Raw genomic sequence first — 18,018 nt, forward strand, 5'->3', positions numbered from 1 at the left:
ATGATATTAGGCTGTGGTGATTAACTTCAATAATCCACCTGGAGCAAAAACATCGCGGTAGAAAGTTAATTGCTCAGTTTTCAGGTGACATCCGCCTCTATGACCGCGGCGAATCCAGGTGACATTTCCTTTAGCAAGTGTTTCGTTGGTTTCATCATCCACACACTTCCATTCAAAGAAGGTAACTTCACCATGAAACATCACAATTGGCCAACACATAGTTACACCTGGTTGAGCAATTAACGCCCACCAATGTTGTTCGCGCTCTTTTTGTTGTTCTAAGCCTTGATAGGGGCCATCTTGACAGAAATAAACCAACTCATCACGATATTCACCAGTTAATATATCGCCTCTTCCTTGTCTCAAAGCTTCACAATGAGTCGGCCACCATTCTTTGTTTTCTCGTTCAATTTGTTCGGCAGTATAATAAGAGGTAATTTCTGGCAACGTCCTTTCTTTTAAAGCGACAAATTTCTCAGCATCCTCTATGAGTTTTTTCGCTACATAGGGAGTTACCAGCCCTGGGCGAGAATAATCTGCTGCTAAATCTTTGTAGTAATTAGTTCTTTTATTAGTAAATGTACTTGTACTGTTCTGGGAACCGTTGCCAGAACCATTCGAGTGGCCATTACCATTAGAGGTGGAGATGAGTTTTTGTTCCAGCATGAGACTAACTACGTCCTCCTTAAGTTGATTAGTTGCGCCAATGTTTGCAATCAGTTCTGCGACAGTAGAACTCCGCTGACCTGCTAGAGTCATTTTGCCGTCATAAACAAAGGTGTAAGCAGTGCGTTCAGGGAATGATAAAAGCCGCTGAATATACTTAGCTTGGTTTTGAACAGCAGCAGCGTACTCTCTAGAAGCAAAGAAAGTTTCCATTTCCAAAGGATTGGAAAAAGCAATTTCAAATGCAGCTTGATATTGCTGTTCTGCGGGTTCAAAATGAGATACACCAGCAGCATCTGGGCGTGAATTATCTACTTCCTCAAACAAATGCAGTCGGAATTTCAGCACAGAATTGCTCTGAACAACAGCAGGTGCAAAACTATTTGTCAGATAATCGCGAAAAGCTTCTACACTCACGCCATGAGCTTTTCTCACCATGACGTGGAACTTAATAATACCCTGTTTACCGTTAGGGTCTCCTGTGGGGATGCTATCAATATATGTTTTAGAATTGCCAGGGCTGGTATTGTAACCAATTGCTTTGCTGAATATATTATGCTCGTCATCCATCAGAATGGCGGCAGATTTGAACCAGATATCGCGTTCAGCTTCTGATTCAAAGGTTAATTCAGCAATCCCATTGAACTGACTTTCTTGGGGACAGACATACTCAATACCGTTAACACTCGGCCATAGTCCACCTTCATTTTGAGCTAAATGAAACTGCCAATATTGGTATTGACTCGGTAGCCTAGCGCAGACTGGGCCGTGAACATCTCTCCAATAATCATCGAAAAGTTCTAGAGAAATACCTTTACGTTTCCACAACAGAACGTAGAAAGCTACTTTGCCTTTTTGATCCCGGATTGAGTAGTCGGCTTTTCTGATTGTTGCTATCATTGTTGCTCTTTTTTGTTCGTGTCTACTAATTATTTAAAATGTGGCAACAGATTTAATTCAGGAAAGCCAGATGAAATCTGATGCCTGTTAATTACGAATTACGTTAGCGTAGCGGGGCGGAGCATCGTTATGAATTACGAATTAGCTTGAGTTTGGGAACTGAGAATTTCATTGAGGGCCCCAAAACAACCAGCGACTTTATTAAAACCTCCATAAACGCACATGAATAAAAGGAGTTCTTCTATCTCTGCAACAGTGGCTCCTTGCTTGAGAGCCATATGCACGTGTGCAGCAAAAGGGCTACCTGGCCCTACTTGGTCTTGATTCACAATATCAACTGCGATCGTAATTAAAGCCTTTGTTTTTTGATCAATTAAAGGCAGTCCCCACGCTTCGCCTGCCACACGAGTGCAAAAATCGCCAAACTTCTCGTTGATAGTTTTTAAACCTTCTTGAACGTCCAAATCATCCAAAACAGCATTTTTGTATGTCATGTCAATTTCCATTAAATAACCAAAGCAATAACAGCACGGCTACAAAACGCAGTGCCGTTTTATAACCTGTCTGATTCAATCTAATTTTTTAGCTCAACTTGCTACAAAACTTTTAGTAGATAGCGACTACAAAATTTATTTAAGTAAGCACCTATCGATGAATTTATTCATATAATCAACTCTTAAATTTTAATAAAGCTAGGTATTGCTTAATTTAACCTTGCACTTAATTGTAGGGTAATTACTTATTTCTCACAGCATGAAAAAGTCATACGGAGTCAGGAATATTTAAGTTAACTTTATATTAATTTTCGTAAACAATGTCATTAAATGTCTGAAAAAGTATCTCTGCAAACAATGAAGGGTAAAGCGAAGTTTTAATTTCAGAGTTAAAACACAGATGAGCAAATCCGTCTAAATTTCAAAAAGAAGAAGGGGAAATAATAATGCGACGACAATTTTAAATTAAAATGGTATGGAAACTTTGCATTGCAAAGTTTCTACAAAGTTTTTCGTCCGTACAAATTATGGTGTTGCTGATTGAAAATATAAATTGTCTCACGCATACCGCTAAGGCAGAACCCGCAGGGTAGGCGCAAAGGTACAAAGACTAATTTTGGCATTTCATATTCTGATTCATCAACGCCACAATTATCTTATCCTAAACGGATTGTCCTAATTAGGGAAAATCTGATTACGCAGTACTAAGGTTATATTTAATACTAATATGTTTTTGCGTGAGCCAAGTGTCAACCAGTAGGTGTTTTACAAAACTTCCTAAATTTTACGTCCCAAAAGCTTATCAACTCTGCTTTTGTACCCCTTTACGTCAATATTGAGGTTGACGCAACGTACCAAAACCTTACTATCTCTGCTTTTGAGCTAATTTTATCAGGTATGACTCTTGACAACCAATGGCTGAAAAGCTATTTTGATTTGAGGTTGACACAACTGCACCTTGAAAACCAAATATGTCAATGCTTTCGGCTCCGAGCTGTTGCAACTAATCAAAATCCCTATTAGGGATTGAAACGGCGTTTACGAAGCATACAAAAATGACGATGAAGTTGTTGCAACTAATCAAAATCCCTATTAGGGATTGAAACGCAGCAAACATCTCAACAACATCTAAACTCTTGGGTTGCAACTAATCAAAATCCCTATTAGGGATTGAAACTCTACACTTGTTTGTGAAAATGTTCAGTTCATTGAGTTGCAACTAATCAAAATCCCTATTAGGGATTGAAACCCTGCTGTTTGTGGGAGTGTCGGTTGTCAACATTGTTGCAACTAATCAAAATCCCTATTAGGGATTGAAACGCTTCGCGGAAGGAGTGCATTTTGGTGAAGATATGTTGCAACTAATCAAAATCCCTATTAGGGATTGAAACACTTTAGGAGGTCAAGAACTATACGGAATTAGTTGCAACTAATCAAAATCCCTATTAGGGATTGAAACTTGCCCTTTTATTGTTGGCACGACATCACCGAGAAAGTTGCAACTAATCAAAATCCCTATTAGGGATTGAAACATCGCTCAAGTAATGCTAAATTCATTGTCCTTCGTTGCAACTAATCAAAATCCCTATTAGGGATTGAAACCTAGCCGCCAGTGCATCCCTGGTGCGAAAAGCACTGTGGCAAATAATCAAAATTCCTATTAAAAATTAAAATTCCCCTGTTTCAATATATTTCTTACAAAAATGCTAATTATAAAATCTTTCTCTGCGATTTTGCGCCTACCCTGCGGGTTCCGTCTTAGCAGTATGCGTGAGGTAAAAAATATTTATGCGAGAGGTCTAATAAATACAGAAGCTTGCTACAAACGTGCTGAGTAATAATTACTTTTTTCGTTCAGCATTAGTAATATAGCGGACATTAGCACAGAGGTATTCCTGGTCTTTGAAATTGAGATAATTGATAGTTACTTCCACATCTACATTACGACCGTCTTGAGTTAGGTGACTAGATTGAAGAGTGAAACCGCCTCTATTGCTAACATCTTGCCAATGCGATCGCCAATTAGTCTCCGGAAAATTTGGGTCTATATCGTGAATACCCATATTCAGCAGTTGTTCTCTTGAGTAACCTAGATTACTACAAGCGGCTTCGTTTACATAGATAAATCGGGATTCCGAATCAATAAAAAAGATAGATTCTCGAAATCTGTCTAGATAAAATTGTGACAGCCGCAGTACTGACTCTGCTCGTTGGCGACCCCTTTGGGCAGCTTCGCTAACGCGAATTTCCTGTTGCAAAAGAATATTTTGCTCAGTGAGTTGCTTTTGTAATCTGCGAATAGTTAAGTTATTCTCTACACGGGCAAAAACTTCTTCTTCACTAAACGGTTTAGTAATATAGTCAACTCCTCCAACAGCAAAGGCTTTGACTTTATCGAGTACCTCGTTTAAGGCACTAATAAATATTACCGGAATATCACGGGTTTTTTCTGAAGCTTTCAGGCGCTGACAAACTTCATATCCATTCATATCAGGCATCATAATATCGAGCAAAATTAAATCGGGTGGGGCAGCTTGTGCAGTCTTTACAGCTGTTTGCCCATTAATCACTCGGCGGATTTCATACCCCATCTGAGTTAACATGGTGGATAAAAGCCGCAAATTGTCTGGTGTATCATCAACAACTAAAATATTTGCTTTCGGCGGCTCAACTTGATTCTTTTCCATTTTGTTCTGGTTGTGTTAAATCAATGACTTTATCAATACGAAAGTTATTGACCCAATCAGTCAGGGTGTTTGCTAGATGAGCAGATTCTTCAGGAATTTGCTCAAGCAAGCTGAAAATCAGCTTTTCATCGGTACACAATGCTGCATGGTGTAGCTGTGCCACCCACTCAGAGGGCATCCGGGTCAGCGCCTCTTCTAAAGATAAAAGTTTAAAATCTGAATTTTCTGCTGATTGGTCTGTTTGAAGCTCTTGTTGCTCGTAAATGTAGCGTACCCCCAAATATTTAGCCATTTTATTCAAAATTACTTCTTCTCGGAAGGGCTTACGCACAAAATCGTTACAACCGGCAGATAAAACTATAGTTCGTTCCTCGTCAAAGGCACTAGCTGTCAGAGCAATGATAACGGTAGCCTGACCCTTCAAATGGGATTTAATCTGTTTGGTGGCTTCATAACCATCCATCACAGGCATTCGCATATCCATCCAAATCAAATGCGGTTCCCAGGTTTCCCAGACGAGTACCCCTTGTTGACCATTTGCAACTTCACGCACCTGGAAGCCGAGGGATGTCAGCATCTTGACTAGAAGTAGGCGATTCTCCCATTTATCTTCAACTACTAAAATTCTGTATCTTGGTTGGTTGGGTTCTATACCAATGACTCGTCGTTTTAGCTGTCGAGTTTCAATTTCAGTAACTTCTGCTGGACTAATCTGGATTTCAAAAGTAAAAATCGTTCCTTGATCCAAAACACTATTAACACTAATATTCCCACCCATTAGGTGGACAAATTGTTGGCTAATAGTTAAACCTAGACCAGTTCCTTGTTGAGATTTACGTCCAGCTTCTGTTTGCATAAAAGGTTTAAACAAGTTTTCCAACTCATTTTGTGCAATACCAAGACCAGTATCTTCTACTTCAAAATGCAGGTAGTTGGGGATTAGGGATTGAGCATAGGGCATGGGGTATTGAGTATTGGAAAAACTGTTTCCTAGCCCCCTTTCCCCAGTCCCTAGCCTTACGCGCAAGGTCACCCCGCCTTCTTGAGTAAATTTGATGGCGTTACCAAGGATATTTATTAAGACTTGGCGCAATTTGCTTTCATCTGTACGCACATATTTGGGAACTTCAGGGCTATGCTCAAATATCAGCTGTAAGCCGTTAGATTCTGCTTTGAATTTGAACATTTCTTCGATTGAGTCAAGCAGACTGTACAAGTCAAAGCTATTCTCATTTAGTGTTGTTCTACCTGCCTCAATTTTCGACATTGACAACACGTCATTAATTAAAGTCAGTAAATGTTCGCCACTGCGATTAATAATTTCCAGATATTCCAATTGGGAAGGAGTGATGAAGCGATCGCGTGTCATCAGTTGAGTGAAGCCAATTATACTATTGAGGGGGGTGCGGAGTTCGTGGCTGATGTTTGCTAGGAATTCGCTTTTGGCGCGGTTGGCAGCTTCGGCTTCTTGGGCTTTCACCTCCAATTGGTGGCTATAATTCTTTAACTGCTCCTGAGAAATTGTCAATTCTTTTGTCAACCAAGATACTCCAATTAGTAGTAGTACTGCTGATACGAGTCCCACCAATACAATTATTCCTGACAGTTGGCGAGCAGGGGCGAAGGCTTCTTCTTGATGCATCTCCACCAATAAGGCAAGGTCTTGATCATTGAGCCAGCGATACACACCAATTACTGGCACTCCGGCATAGTTGCGATAAAGCCCAAAGCCTCTAACTCCACTCATTGCCGCATCAATGCCTGGACTGCTAATTCCTCCAGGGAAGTTTCGGGTATTGACTTGCGCTTTAGAAATAAAAGTGTTTTTAGTAATTAAAGAGCTAACTAAGTAGGTTTCGCCACTTTTACCCAGACCTGTGCGTTCTCGAACGATAATATCAATTTGGTCTAAGTTTAAGTGAGCTAAGATTATCCCTTGGCGTACCCCAGCTACGTCTCGCAAAGGAGCCGCTAGAGTAACTGAGGGTTTGCCAGTCACAGGTGAACTATAGAAAATCGGAGCAAACGAGTTTCCTGGCTTAACTTGGTTAATATAAGTAATGTTGGCTAAAGTTTCATACTGACCTTTTTGCCGCTGGTGACTGGATAATATGACTCGATTAGTGCGATCAAGAATGAAAATCTCTTTAAGGTTAGGTTTAAGTTTGGTTACCTCTAAAAAGTATTTAGATAAAACTATGTAAGCGGCACGATTGGCATCAGATTTTTCGCGACTCAGGAGTAACTTCAGGTTTACTTGTACATCAGGAAACTGAGTCGTTAATAGAAAATCTCGCTGTTGTTCTTCAAACCAACGAGTAATTTCTTCCTCCTTGAGAGTTGCTGTCACCTCAAGCCGATTGAAGGCCTCTTGTTTTAAAGCTTCCCTCGCTTTCAAGAAGGCAACTCCTCCTACAACTCCCACACTTACCAAGGATAAAAATAAGAAGGAAGCTGCAACTTTAGTGGTTAGATCCTGATTCCAGAATTGCATTTGGCTCACTGCCATTCATCAAAAATTTGCTTGATCCGCTTAATTGATTCATCATCTGCTTGTTCTGGAGATATGCTGTTGACAACTGTGCCATTGAGAGCTTTCTCCAAACATTTTCTTCCAAGATAAGTGTATAAGAAGGGTTTTGGACAATAAAAAATGGGCGAGTTTGACCATTAATGAGTGTCTTAGCCGCAGTATAGATATGAGGATCTGCTGGATTTGTCCAAAAGGGGCCTTTACAAAGTGTCTGTATAACTGGTAGAAAGGGACGGCTGAATCTTTGACGAAAGTTGGTTCGTCTTGCAGAATTTTGTTTGGTTCTTTGCTGATTCTTCAAGTCTTGAGCAATTTGACTGGCTTTTTTTCTGGGTTCCGCACTCGTAGAACTCATATTTTGCCTGAGTAGATATACCTGATTTTATACCTTTTATCGGTTATTTAATTAAAAAAAGACTTTTTTCATAAAGCCTAAAACTTCAGTAATACCAGTGCTTTACAAGCTTTTTCATTAAGCAAGTATTTAGTGTGATGTTAATTACATCACTTTTAAAAATTAAGATTATTCGAACGCTTAATAACCTCACTCAGAGACGTTGCATTGCAACGTCTCTACTATTGATTAATTTCTTGCCATCCATGCATAGGTGCTATACCTTTGCTAAGCAATTCGATAGTTATGGGGGGAGCTTCTGATATTAGAACGCTAGGATAAACTGCTGCACCCCAGTTAGGATGTACCAGCACACGGCATTGATTTTTAATTATTGGATAGTTGAGTAAAGCTTTAACAACTGCTGTGTCATCATGGGGAATTGCTCCAGGATGTGATAGCAAAGGATAACCAGTACGAGGATCGATTAGGTCTGTTAAATAGCCGCGATCGCGCAAATTAAATGCTAAATCACAGCCAAATCTCATAAACTTTTCTCGCAAGCGTTCTTTTTCTTTTTCTATTTCCGCTGTACTTTCCACTAGTTGATATCGCGATTGCTGTAAGACAATCACTACCCATAAAAAAGGCTGCCGTTTCCAATCTGGTAATATCCGTTCGCAGTTGGCACAGATATATTGACTGGGAGCATGAATTGAAATCTGCACCGCTTGTCCCGTTTCGCCAACTAAATTAATAGGACAGCCTTGCTCCGAAGTGTAAACTTTGGGATAGTTCACTACATTTGTTCGGTTGTTCCAAGTTTTTTAATCTAATTCCTGGTATAGATGATATCTCTTAAAAGTTCAGAAAAATCATCAGATTTCTATAATAAATTTATTTACAGGGGAGTAGTTGTAAATTATTTGTGTTTTTTAATCTGATTTTTATGATTTATTAACCAGTTGCAAAAATCGGGGTGTAGGGGGGTAAGGGTGTAAGGGTATAAAGGAAGAGATTTTCATGCCCTTGTTGTGAATTCTTGCATAAATATTTTTATCTTATGCATAGACGCGTTGGCGTAGCCTCTCGTTCGCGGTAGCGTCTCCGAAGGAGAAGAGAAGCGGCTTCCCGCAGGGTAGGCGTAAAGAATTACTTTTACAAGAAGTCTAATAAAGTGAAGCGTCTCAAAATAAACACATAATCGAATAAAGTAAAGTTCAGTTAAGGATTGTTTATACAAATTTCATGGGTGTAGAGACGTTGTATTGCAACGTCTCTACTGTGCAAATTATCTTATGTCAACTGTGTTGGCGCATAAAAGGCAGGATTAATTTTGTATTTTATTAGCTCTTTGCCTACTAGCGATCGCACCCAACTAATTGAGTTTTAAAGAATTTACTGGAACTTCATCCCAAGAATCGACCGTCCGCAATCGCGCTACCCAACCGGCTGCTTTTTGGAACTCGGTCAAATTATTCTGAAAGGAATCATAACAATCTTTGGCTTGAGATTCATTGCAACAAGCAATACAGGCATGAATTATTCCAGATGGATCAATTTGCTCATTTACCCAAATAGTCATGGAGTATTCCCTCAAGAACTTTAGCTAAAAAAGTGATTTGTCGTTTTAAAAATTATTACCATTGAAAATTAATCATCGATAATTAGCTTTAGTGACCGAGGATTAATTTCCAACTATCTAGGTTAGCGTTTTTGAGTAGCGATCGCTAACTTTACTCCTGGCACTTCGCGCAATCTATCCATTACCGCTACTACTTTACCGTAATTACCACGTTCATCGGCGTTCAAAATTACCAATGCCTCTGTGTTGGGATTTATTAATCTACTGACTTGGTTTGTCAAAGCATTTAAAGTAACTGGTTTACGGTTCAAGCTAATTTTACCTGTTGCGTCTACCGTTACAGTAATTGGTGTCGCAGATGCTTGTTGTTGTGCTGTCGCCGCTTTCGGTAAATTGACTGGTAACCCTTCCGAACGGGTTAAAAACAAAGTTGACATAATAAAAAATGTCAAAATCGCAAAGATGACATCAATCATCGGCACGACGTTAATCTGAAGTGGGAATTCCTGTTCTTCTGGTAGGCGCATAAGATTGATCTCCTCTTTCATAGCGACGGCGATAAAGTAATTCTAACTGTCCTCCATATTCCTGAATTCTGGCAATCTGGCGCTGGTAGAGTCCCCGAAAGGTGTTAGCAAATAGAAGTGTAAAAATTGCCACCACTAATCCTGATGCTGTAGATACCAAAGCTTCACTAATTCCAGCTGTCACACCTGTTGTTTTACTTCCTCCCACGTCTCCAATATTTAATGAAGCAAAAGAAGCAATTAATCCTAAAACTGTACCGAGAAGGCCTAATAGCGGCGCAAGACCAATGATTGTCTCAAAAATGTTTTGGAAGCGCTTGAGCAAGGGTATTTCGGCTTGCGCCTCGCTCTCTAATGCCAATCGAAATTCTTCTGGAGTTGGCTCCTCCAATTCTAAAGCTGCTAAAAAAATCCGGGCAATGGGTAAATCATCATTTTTCTGCAATTTATCCAAAGCGCCAACCACATTATTGAGGCGATAAAGCTGTAGTACCTCGCGCACTACCTTATTTTGCCGATTATTTATCCTTCCCCAAAAGATGATACGTTCGATAATCAGCGCTGCTGCTAACACCGAAAATCCCAGCAGAGGCCACATGACCACGCCACCAGCCGTAAACAGATTATTAATTTCCATCTACTATTTTTAAACTCTTCACCAACGCTAGGTTAACAGATGAATATTTTGATTAGGGTAATCTCCTTTTTCAAAAAAGATTACTGAGTCAATATTTAGCAAGAAATCAATGTTAAAAAAATAACTTTCAATACAGATGATGCTTTTTTGTTATCAAAAACCGAGTTCGTTGAAACCTTCAAAGTTGCTGTGGTTAACTACTAAAAAATTATTTATACAGAGCCTGGCTTGACTTAATTTTATGCATATTTAGGAATTTATGAGAAATATATATAGTTGCGTTGTAGCTAGATAATACTTCCCGTTGTTCGGGAAAGCCTCTTTTGTACAGGAGCGATCGCAATGACAGTTGAAATCGATCAACTTTTAGCCGACTGGAAAAACAAAATCAAAATTGCTAATCAAAATCTCCTCGAACTGCAAGAACTGCCAACATATCAGCGCCTCTCTGGTAGTCCTGGTTTTCCTGGGACACATTTGACGGGAATTACTGCGGCGCGGGTGACTCCAGCTTTAGAGGCAATGAACAATCTGTTTCAATACTTCGACCTGTTGGTGCAAACAGTGGATAAAGCAACTAAGCTGCGACAACAATTGCCACGCTTTCTACCAAGAGACCAGAGAATTGGCTTTTTAGTAGTGGGAGAGCAGAAAATTGAGGAGATTAGACAACTGTTAACAGGAGCCTCAATTGAGTTACCTGTTGTGCAGAAGCCACTGGCACAAAGAGGACTACTAACTGGAGTTGAGAAGGCGAGTGCGATCGCGCCTGCACAGCTCCTAGAAATCATGACAAATGCCTTCTCTGTAGCTAGGGACGCAGTTCTGGACGTTGATACCGCTTGGGCAAATCTGGATTTGATGCTGATTAATACAGAAGCTCAAATTCGCTCGTTGCAACAATTAGCTGCATCTCTAGGTAAAGATTCCCTGAGTGAACTTGTTCAAGCGAATGTGACGATCGCTTCTTTGCGGGAACGTATAGAGCAAGATCCTTTGGGAGTGAGCGGAGATATAAAACAGCAGATTAAACCGTTGTTGGCCCAGGTAAAAACAGCCTTAGAGCAAGAAGCTAAACAACAGGCTTTGGTACGAAAGAAATTTGCGATCGCCCAAAATCTCTTGCAGCAATTAAGGGAACTCCACTCAAAATCTCTCGCAGCTTTTGCGGAAACTCCAGAAAAAGTCTTGGATCACTCAATGCTGGAAACTCCATTGGCTCAGACGCAAATTGATGCGCTCAGTCAATGGTTGACAAGGCTAGAAACTAAGCTGGCGGAGGGTTGGGTGAATCCGGTTATGGTTGGTTTAGAAAATTGGACTATCAAAGCCAGAGAGTACATAGAATCGGAGGAGCGAGCATATAAAGCCAATAGCAATCCCCTAGAAACTCGTCGCGAATTGCGCGGACGCCTTGATGCTCTCAAAGCCAAGGCATTGGCAAGAGGATTGATAGAAGATACTACCTTAGCTGAACTAGCTGAACAGGCAAAGCAACTGCTCTACACGCGACCGACTCCTCTAGATAAAGCTGGTGAATTAGTATCCAGGTATGAAAAACGATTGAATGGTCAGTGGTGAGGGGGGGCAGGGGGGCAGGGGAGCAGGGGAGCAGGGGGAGAAATAACTTACTCAGCACTCAGGACTCAGCACTCCCAATGCCCAATATTCAATAATTGTAGGAGTGCCTTAATGGAAGGTTTGAGTTGCTCAAGAAATAGATGCACTGGTATTATCGAAGATGATTATTGTAATGTCTGCGGATTGGCGGCGGTGAAAACTCCGTCATTTAGTCAAAAGCCAAGCGCGACTGTCACAAGTAGAAGTTCACCTGTTACCACAGGTACAGGTTCCTCACCACTAACCAACCGTTCCAAGGGTTCGCGGCGTACCAGTAGCACTTCTGCTCGCAGTAGCCGTAAGCAATTGGGTGCAGGACTCGTGTCTGTTCCCGATTTGCCTTCAACTGAGCCAGAAAAAGCGATTCTCCTTAACCCAAATGTGCCGGAGAATAAACGTTTTTGCTCGAATTGCAATAACCAACTACGGCGAGAAAAGGGATTTTGTAGTAAGTGCGGACAGAAGTTTTCGTTTATTCCTAGCCTCAACCCTGGTGATTTAGTTGTGGGGCAGTATGAAGTTAAAGGAGCGATCGCCTATGGTGGTTTAGGTTGGATTTACTTGGGTTTTGATAAAACTCTGTCTCGTTACGTTGTTCTCAAGGGACTACTCAACACTGAAGATGCATCCAGTGCAGCAGTTGCAGTTGCAGAAAGGCAATTTCTCGCAGCCGTAAAACACCCCAATATCGTTGGAATTTACAACTTTGTTAACCACGGTAGCGAAGGTTTTATTGTGATGGAATATGTGGGTGGTAAAACCCTTAGAGAAATTCGCAAGAGTCGAGGCCCGTTACCTGTAGCAGAAGCGATCGCTTATATTCACCGCATCCTCAGCGCATTTGCTTATTTACATTCCTTGGGATTGGTATATTGCGACTTCAAGCCCGATAACATTATGGTCGAGGGCGGCGATGTAAAGTTAATTGATTTAGGTGGTGTCCGCCGTATTGATGACCTTGATGGTGATATCTACGGTACAGTCGGCTATAGCGCCCCAGAAGCCGGGGAGGGGCCGACAGCAGTATCGGATCTATTTACCGTAGGTAGAACTTTAGCAGTGCTGCTGACTGACATTAAGGGTTTTAACAAAGAACACCTTTATAAACTGCCTAGTCCCCAAGAAGAACCTCTATTTGCTGAGCAAGAGTCACTTTATCGCTTTTTAATTAAAGCAACCGCTGAAAATCCCGATGACCGTTTTCAGTCGGCTGATGAAATGGCTGATCAATTGCTGGGTGTACTGCGGGAAGTTGTGGCGATCGCCACGAATATTCCCCGTCCATCTGCAAGTAGTCTGTTTAGTGGAGATATGCTAGCTCTCAGCATTAGTAGTGACTTTGAACCAATTACCGCTGATTACCAGCAATTACCTATACCAATATTAGACACAACAGATCCCGGCTTCAATGCAGTCGTGAACGTCAGCGCCATCACTGATCCAGTCAAACGAAGTTTCAATTTAGAACTTGTAGTCCATCAATTTCCCAATTCCATTGAAGCATTGCTGCGATTGGCAAATGCTTTAATTGATGCGTTTGAGTACGATAAAGCAGAAGAAACATTGACAAGAGTCGAGGCAAAAGACCCTTGGGACTGGCGAGTTTTTTGGTATCGGGGTCGGAGCTTAATGCGAAAGCATAAACCCCAAGAAGCCCAGGCAGCATTTGACCAAGTTTACTTTGACTTACCTGGGGAACTAGCTCCTAAATTAGCGCTGGGGCTAGCGGCGGAGCAAACGCACAATTACTTACTAGCTAGTAAAATGTATGACTTAGTATCTCGTACAGATCCGAGTTATGTATCCGCGGCATTTGGCTTGGCGCGTTGCTTGCGTGCTGTTGGAGACCGTAACGGTGCTGTAGCAGCGTTAGAACGTATACCTCAAAGCTCAAATTTGTTTACGCGATCGCGGGTAGAAATTGCCCGCACCTTAATTAATAGCGATCGTTCTATCCCCAGTACCCAAGAACTCAAGGCAGCTTCTAAGGCAATTGAAGTACTTGCCTTAGAAGGTATGGATCGCTATCGGCTAAACAAACAAGTTTTAGAAACAGCACTCAGCTTGCTAACCTCGCGGAATTTGCCAGCAACTCCCGATTTAACAATTTTGGGACAGCCACTTCAGGAAGTACATCTGAGAAAAGGACTGGAAAAAACTTTGCGCGATATGGCACATCTAACAAACGGAAAAGAGAAAATCCGCTTAGTTGATCAAGCAAATCGAGTACGTCCTAGAACGTGGTTTTGAGAATTGTCATTGGTCATTGGTCATTTGTCATTTGTACTGAGCGTTTGCCTTAGTCTCGTATATAAGCCAAAGTATTGGTCATTAGTTTTAGGAGAGAGGAAAATTGAGTCCAAGGTTTCAAGATTTGCAGGTTTATCAATTAGCAGAACGATTAGCTGATGAAATTTGGAAAATTGTGGATTGTTGGGAGTCGTTTGCTAAGGATACTGTGGGTAAACAGATTGTGCGGTCGGCTGATAGCATTGGAGCAAACTTGGCAGAAGGTTCAGGACGAGGTACTTTCCCAGAAAACCGACGTTTTATCCGTATAGCGAGAGGCTCTTTGAATGAAACTCAACACTGGCTCAGACGAGCTTACAACCGCAAACTTTTGACAAATGCACAGGTAGATGCACTTAAACCAATCATCAACGAATTAGCACCAAAACCTAATGCATACCTCAAATCTATCGGTAACATCCGACAACCTAACAAGGAATAACCGTAGCAAATGACAAATAACAAATGACAAATGACAATTATGCAATGTTCAAAATGTGGTGCTTCCGTTTTACCTAATGATAGATTTTGTGAGGAATGCGGGACATTATTAATAGCTGGCAGTTGTGAAAAATGCGGTGCTGGCATTGAGGAAATTGATGAGCAAGGATTCTGTTCTAATTGTGGATTTCGTAGAGAACCACGAGAACGGGATTGGTTAGAAATAACCATTGGATCGCATTTGGCAGGTGTGAGCGATCGCGGACTCAGACATCATCATAATGAAGACTTTTTTGCTCTCAAACAAGTAAATAACGCTCAAACAAATATCCTCGTGGTTTGCGATGGAGTTTCCAGTTCCGATCAATCCGATTTAGCCGCCCAAACTGCTGCTGAAAGTGCGTGTCTGACGCTAGCTACTGCTTGGGAAAATCCAGAGTTAGCAATGAAATTAGCTTTTAATACTGCCCTAAAATCTGTATCTAATATTTTTTATGCCAATAATCAAAATACTGACCCACCATCAACTACCATTGTTGCCGCCCTTGTACACCACGATACTGCTACCATCGGTTGGCTTGGTGACAGCCGTGCTTATTGGATATCTCCCAGTGGTTCCCGACAATTGACTAAAGACGATTCTTGGCTGACTGAAGTGGTAGCAGCCGGGGAAATGACCGAAATAGAAGCCAAGCGATCGCCTAATGCTCACGGAATTACGCGCTGGCTGGGAGCCGATGCAGACAATGCAGATCCCTCGATTGTCAACTTTACCATTCCTGGTTCAGGATACTTACTGCTCTGTACCGATGGACTTTGGAACTATGCGCCTGAAGCCTTACAGTTGACAAATATTATACAGCAGACATCCAATACAGATGTGTTCGCCCTACAGCCCTTCGGGCATCCTACGGCAGGCGTTGGCGCAGCCATCGCCATCTCTCGTTCCCTAGTAGAGTTTGCCCGTAACAGCGGCGGACACGACAACATCACCGTTGCTGTTCTGTGCTTATAACCCCAACTCCTCCTCCTTCTTTCTCTGCGTCCTCCGCGCCTCTGCGGTTCATTATTTAAACTGTCTATTACTGAGAAGTATAATGTCTAACTTTAAAGCCGAAGTATTTCAAAATCAATTCCTTCCCCAAGGAGCTAGAGAAGTCCATGCCATCATGACCATCAGCGTCGCAGGAGGTGAAGGCGTAGCTGTAACATCCAGCCGCGAAAGACTATTTGGAGTTATTTGTGATACCTCCGGCTCAATGGGAGGTGGTAAAATTCACGCAGCCAAAGATGCGATCGCTAAAGTCGTGAATTTGCTGCCAGAAGATGCCCACTTCTTTATCGTGACTGGTGCTGGTAAAGCTAGTGTAGTTTTTCCAGTATCTCAAGCCACAGCAGAGAAAAAACAGCAAGCGATCGCATCTATCAAAAATATCACTGCGACAGGTGGCACACTCATGTCTACCTGGCTAGCTGAAGCCCTGAAGCAGTTCCAAAAGATGCCCAACGCAGTCCGTCAGGCATTACTACTTACAGATGGACAGAACGACGACAGCGATGAGCAAAAGCTGAAAACAGTTTTACAACAATGTGAGGGAATCTTTCAATGCGATTGTCGGGGCGTTGGTACAGATTGGCGAGTTTCCCAACTCCAACTGATTGCGGGCAAACTCTTAGGCACAACTGACATTATCCCCAACGCCTCAATGATTGAAGCTGACTTTCGGGCAATTCTCGAAAAAGCTATGAGTAAAGATGTCACCGACGTTGCTATGCGGCTGTGGACTCCCCAAGGAGCAAAAGTACTTTTTTTTAAACAGGTGAGTCCTGATATTGTTGACCTTACCCACCGCGCCAAACCTGTAAAAAACTTGATTGTAGATTACCCGACTGGTGCTTGGGGCAGTAACGAATCCCGTGATTACCACTTCTGTATTGAAGTTAATCCGGGTAACGTCGGTGATGAAATGCTGGCGGGTAGGGCAAGTTTGATCTACACACTCAACGGCATCGAAACTAAAATTGCAGAAGCCCGCATACTGGCAACTTGGACGGATGATGAAGCCAAATCCACCAAAATTGATAGGCGGGTTGCCCACTACACCGGACAGGCTGAACTAGCTCAATCTATTCAAGAAGGATTGGAAGCACGCGCTAAGGGTGATATTGAGGTTGCTACTGCTAAGTTGGGCAAAGCTGTAAAACTTGCTCATGAATCTGGTAACGAAGCAACGGCCAAACTGTTGAAAACTGTAGTTGATGTGCAGGATGCATCTACAGGGACAGTACGACTGAAGCGAGAAGTAGCAAAGGAAGATGCAATGGCATTGGAAACTCGTTCTACGAAGACTACTCGTATTCCTAAAAATTAGTCAAGGGTCAAGAGTCGAATGGCACTAAGACTCATGTAAAACCTCGTCAGGGCTCTTTGTTGGGGGTAGGGTTGCAGGTTCGTGTTTAAGACAATTAAATTTTAGTTGCGCGGCGGAGTTTAACATCTTCTTAATTCCCCACACCCCACACCCAAAAGCCAGTTATATCAAGGGTTTGTGCTTAAATTAGTGCCATTCGGTCAAGAGTCAAACAAAGTAAGTGCCGAAGCAAGTATGTCTACTTATAAATGTCCAAAAGGACACGATTCAACTGAATCAGATTTTTGTTCAGACTGCGGAAGCAAAATTCTTGGTGTAACTGAACAAGCGTTAGATACAAATACTATTCCCTCAAAACTGACGCAATCCATAGGCGTTGAAACTTGTCCAGCTTGCAGCGCCCCGCACGAAGCAGACAGTGGGGTCTTTTGTGAGATTTGCGGTTACAACTTTGTTACCGGAGTACATGGCGAAGTACCTATTGCCAAGGAAGCAGGGGAGCAGGAGGGCAGGGGAGCAGGGGAAGCAGGGGGAGAAATTACTTTCTCATCTCCAGTGGCTGAATGGGAACTTATTGTTACAGTTGATCCATCGCTACGCGAATCTGAAAGCCCAGAAGCACCTATAAACCAAGCACCTCTTACTTTCCGGTTAGAAAAGGACAGTAACTTAATTGGTCGTTCCAGTGAAATCCGGGGTATCCATCCAGAAGTTCCACTAGATTTTGATGATGCTGTGTCGCGTCGCCATGCTTTGCTCAACCGTCAGCCGGACGGTAGTTTTACTCTGCGCGATATCGATTCTGCTAACGGCACAAAACTTAATGGGGTGGAATTACAGCCAATGGTGGATGCACCACTACAAGACAAAGATGAATTCACCCTGGGACACTGGACTCGAATCATAGTCAAAGCTGTTCGACAATCATAAGTA

At 42.0% G+C, this 18,018-nt stretch carries 15 protein-coding genes and 1 CRISPR repeat array; of the genes, 6 read left to right on the forward strand and 9 right to left on the reverse strand.

Going from position 1 to position 18,018, the window contains the following annotated elements; all coding sequences use genetic code 11:
• Positions 1 to 6 precede the first annotated feature (6 nt).
• The 9 genes from WKK05_RS10035 to WKK05_RS10075 form a co-directional block, all read right to left on the reverse strand.
• Positions 7 to 1,566 carry an EthD domain-containing protein gene (locus WKK05_RS10035; RefSeq protein ID WP_341529585.1) on the reverse strand — a complete coding sequence of 520 codons (1,560 nt, stop codon included), beginning with the start codon at positions 1,564 to 1,566 and terminating at the stop codon, positions 7 to 9.
• Positions 1,567 to 1,700: 134 nt separating this feature from the next.
• Entirely contained in the window at positions 1,701 to 2,060 is a 360-nt protein-coding gene (locus WKK05_RS10040) for a carboxymuconolactone decarboxylase family protein (RefSeq protein ID WP_341529586.1), read from the reverse strand.
• 996 nt (positions 2,061 to 3,056) lie between these two features.
• Positions 3,057 to 3,734: a CRISPR direct-repeat array (repeat unit 37 nt; unit sequence GTTGCAACTAATCAAAATCCCTATTAGGGATTGAAAC).
• Positions 3,735 to 3,901: 167 nt separating this feature from the next.
• Positions 3,902 to 4,747, reverse strand: a complete 846-nt coding sequence (locus WKK05_RS10045) for a response regulator (RefSeq protein ID WP_341529587.1) — start codon at positions 4,745 to 4,747, stop codon at positions 3,902 to 3,904.
• The gene (locus tag WKK05_RS10050) at positions 4,728 to 7,241 is read right to left on the reverse strand and encodes an ATP-binding protein (RefSeq protein ID WP_341529588.1); all 2,514 of its coding nucleotides are present in this window, start codon (positions 7,239 to 7,241) and stop codon (positions 4,728 to 4,730) included. Before WKK05_RS10050 ends, WKK05_RS10045 begins: the two co-directional genes overlap by 20 nt.
• Positions 7,210 to 7,635, reverse strand: a complete 426-nt coding sequence (locus WKK05_RS10055) for a hypothetical protein (protein WP_341529589.1) — start codon at positions 7,633 to 7,635, stop codon at positions 7,210 to 7,212. Before WKK05_RS10055 ends, WKK05_RS10050 begins: the two co-directional genes overlap by 32 nt.
• Before the next feature lie 221 nt (positions 7,636 to 7,856).
• Positions 7,857 to 8,414, reverse strand: a complete 558-nt coding sequence (locus WKK05_RS10060) for a methylmalonic aciduria and homocystinuria type D protein (RefSeq protein ID WP_341529590.1) — start codon at positions 8,412 to 8,414, stop codon at positions 7,857 to 7,859.
• A 578-nt stretch (positions 8,415 to 8,992) separates the two neighbouring features.
• Complete coding sequence (locus WKK05_RS10065; RefSeq protein WP_341529591.1) at positions 8,993 to 9,199, reverse strand: glycogen debranching protein; 207 nt, start codon at positions 9,197 to 9,199, stop codon at positions 8,993 to 8,995.
• Between the two features lie 122 nt (positions 9,200 to 9,321).
• A complete protein-coding gene (locus WKK05_RS10070; RefSeq protein WP_341529592.1) occupies positions 9,322 to 9,726 on the reverse strand; it encodes a biopolymer transporter ExbD in 405 nt (134 codons plus the stop codon).
• A complete protein-coding gene (locus WKK05_RS10075; RefSeq protein ID WP_341529593.1) occupies positions 9,686 to 10,363 on the reverse strand; it encodes a MotA/TolQ/ExbB proton channel family protein in 678 nt (225 codons plus the stop codon). The genes WKK05_RS10070 and WKK05_RS10075 overlap by 41 nt, the downstream gene beginning before the upstream one ends.
• A gap of 342 nt (positions 10,364 to 10,705) precedes the next feature.
• Here WKK05_RS10075 and WKK05_RS10080 point away from each other — a divergent pair, with 342 nt between their 5' ends.
• From WKK05_RS10080 to WKK05_RS10105, 6 genes are all read left to right on the forward strand, one after another.
• A complete protein-coding gene (locus tag WKK05_RS10080) occupies positions 10,706 to 11,944 on the forward strand; it encodes a hypothetical protein (RefSeq protein ID WP_341529594.1) in 1,239 nt (412 codons plus the stop codon).
• A gap of 111 nt (positions 11,945 to 12,055) precedes the next feature.
• Entirely contained in the window at positions 12,056 to 14,233 is a 2,178-nt protein-coding gene (locus WKK05_RS10085) for a tetratricopeptide repeat protein (RefSeq protein WP_341529595.1), read from the forward strand.
• A gap of 103 nt (positions 14,234 to 14,336) precedes the next feature.
• Positions 14,337 to 14,714: a four helix bundle protein gene (locus WKK05_RS10090; protein WP_341529596.1), complete on the forward strand. Its 378-nt coding sequence runs from the start codon at positions 14,337 to 14,339 to the stop codon at positions 14,712 to 14,714.
• 30 nt (positions 14,715 to 14,744) lie between these two features.
• Positions 14,745 to 15,728, forward strand: coding sequence for a PP2C family serine/threonine-protein phosphatase (locus tag WKK05_RS10095; RefSeq protein ID WP_341529597.1), 984 nt, complete (start codon positions 14,745 to 14,747; stop codon positions 15,726 to 15,728).
• Between the two features lie 82 nt (positions 15,729 to 15,810).
• Positions 15,811 to 17,085: a VWA domain-containing protein gene (locus WKK05_RS10100; RefSeq protein ID WP_341529598.1), complete on the forward strand. Its 1,275-nt coding sequence runs from the start codon at positions 15,811 to 15,813 to the stop codon at positions 17,083 to 17,085.
• Positions 17,086 to 17,262: 177 nt separating this feature from the next.
• The gene (locus tag WKK05_RS10105) at positions 17,263 to 18,015 is read left to right on the forward strand and encodes an FHA domain-containing protein (protein WP_341529599.1); all 753 of its coding nucleotides are present in this window, start codon (positions 17,263 to 17,265) and stop codon (positions 18,013 to 18,015) included.
• The last annotated feature ends 3 nt before the right edge of the window (positions 18,016 to 18,018 follow it).

Source organism: Nostoc sp. UHCC 0302 (assembly GCF_038096175.1).
Taxonomy (GTDB): Bacteria; Cyanobacteriota; Cyanobacteriia; order Cyanobacteriales; family Nostocaceae; genus UHCC-0302.

Excerpts from the sequence above, each read along its gene's own strand:
- WKK05_RS10055 (WP_341529589.1), bottom strand. The coding sequence starts at position 7,635 with ATGAGTTCTACGAGTGCGGAACCCAGAAAAAAAGCCAGTCAAATTGCT.
- WKK05_RS10100 (WP_341529598.1), top strand. The coding sequence starts at position 15,811 with ATGTCTAACTTTAAAGCCGAAGTATTTCAAAATCAATTCCTTCCCCAA.
- WKK05_RS10035 (WP_341529585.1), bottom strand. The coding sequence starts at position 1,566 with ATGATAGCAACAATCAGAAAAGCCGACTACTCAATCCGGGATCAAAAA.
- WKK05_RS10050 (WP_341529588.1), bottom strand. The coding sequence starts at position 7,241 with ATGCAATTCTGGAATCAGGATCTAACCACTAAAGTTGCAGCTTCCTTC.
- WKK05_RS10045 (WP_341529587.1), bottom strand. The coding sequence starts at position 4,747 with ATGGAAAAGAATCAAGTTGAGCCGCCGAAAGCAAATATTTTAGTTGTT.
- WKK05_RS10095 (WP_341529597.1), top strand. The coding sequence starts at position 14,745 with ATGACAATTATGCAATGTTCAAAATGTGGTGCTTCCGTTTTACCTAAT.
- WKK05_RS10080 (WP_341529594.1), top strand. The coding sequence starts at position 10,706 with ATGACAGTTGAAATCGATCAACTTTTAGCCGACTGGAAAAACAAAATC.
- WKK05_RS10040 (WP_341529586.1), bottom strand. The coding sequence starts at position 2,060 with ATGACATACAAAAATGCTGTTTTGGATGATTTGGACGTTCAAGAAGGT.
- WKK05_RS10085 (WP_341529595.1), top strand. The coding sequence starts at position 12,056 with ATGGAAGGTTTGAGTTGCTCAAGAAATAGATGCACTGGTATTATCGAA.
- WKK05_RS10065 (WP_341529591.1), bottom strand. The coding sequence starts at position 9,199 with ATGACTATTTGGGTAAATGAGCAAATTGATCCATCTGGAATAATTCAT.
- WKK05_RS10070 (WP_341529592.1), bottom strand. The coding sequence starts at position 9,726 with ATGCGCCTACCAGAAGAACAGGAATTCCCACTTCAGATTAACGTCGTG.
- WKK05_RS10075 (WP_341529593.1), bottom strand. The coding sequence starts at position 10,363 with ATGGAAATTAATAATCTGTTTACGGCTGGTGGCGTGGTCATGTGGCCT.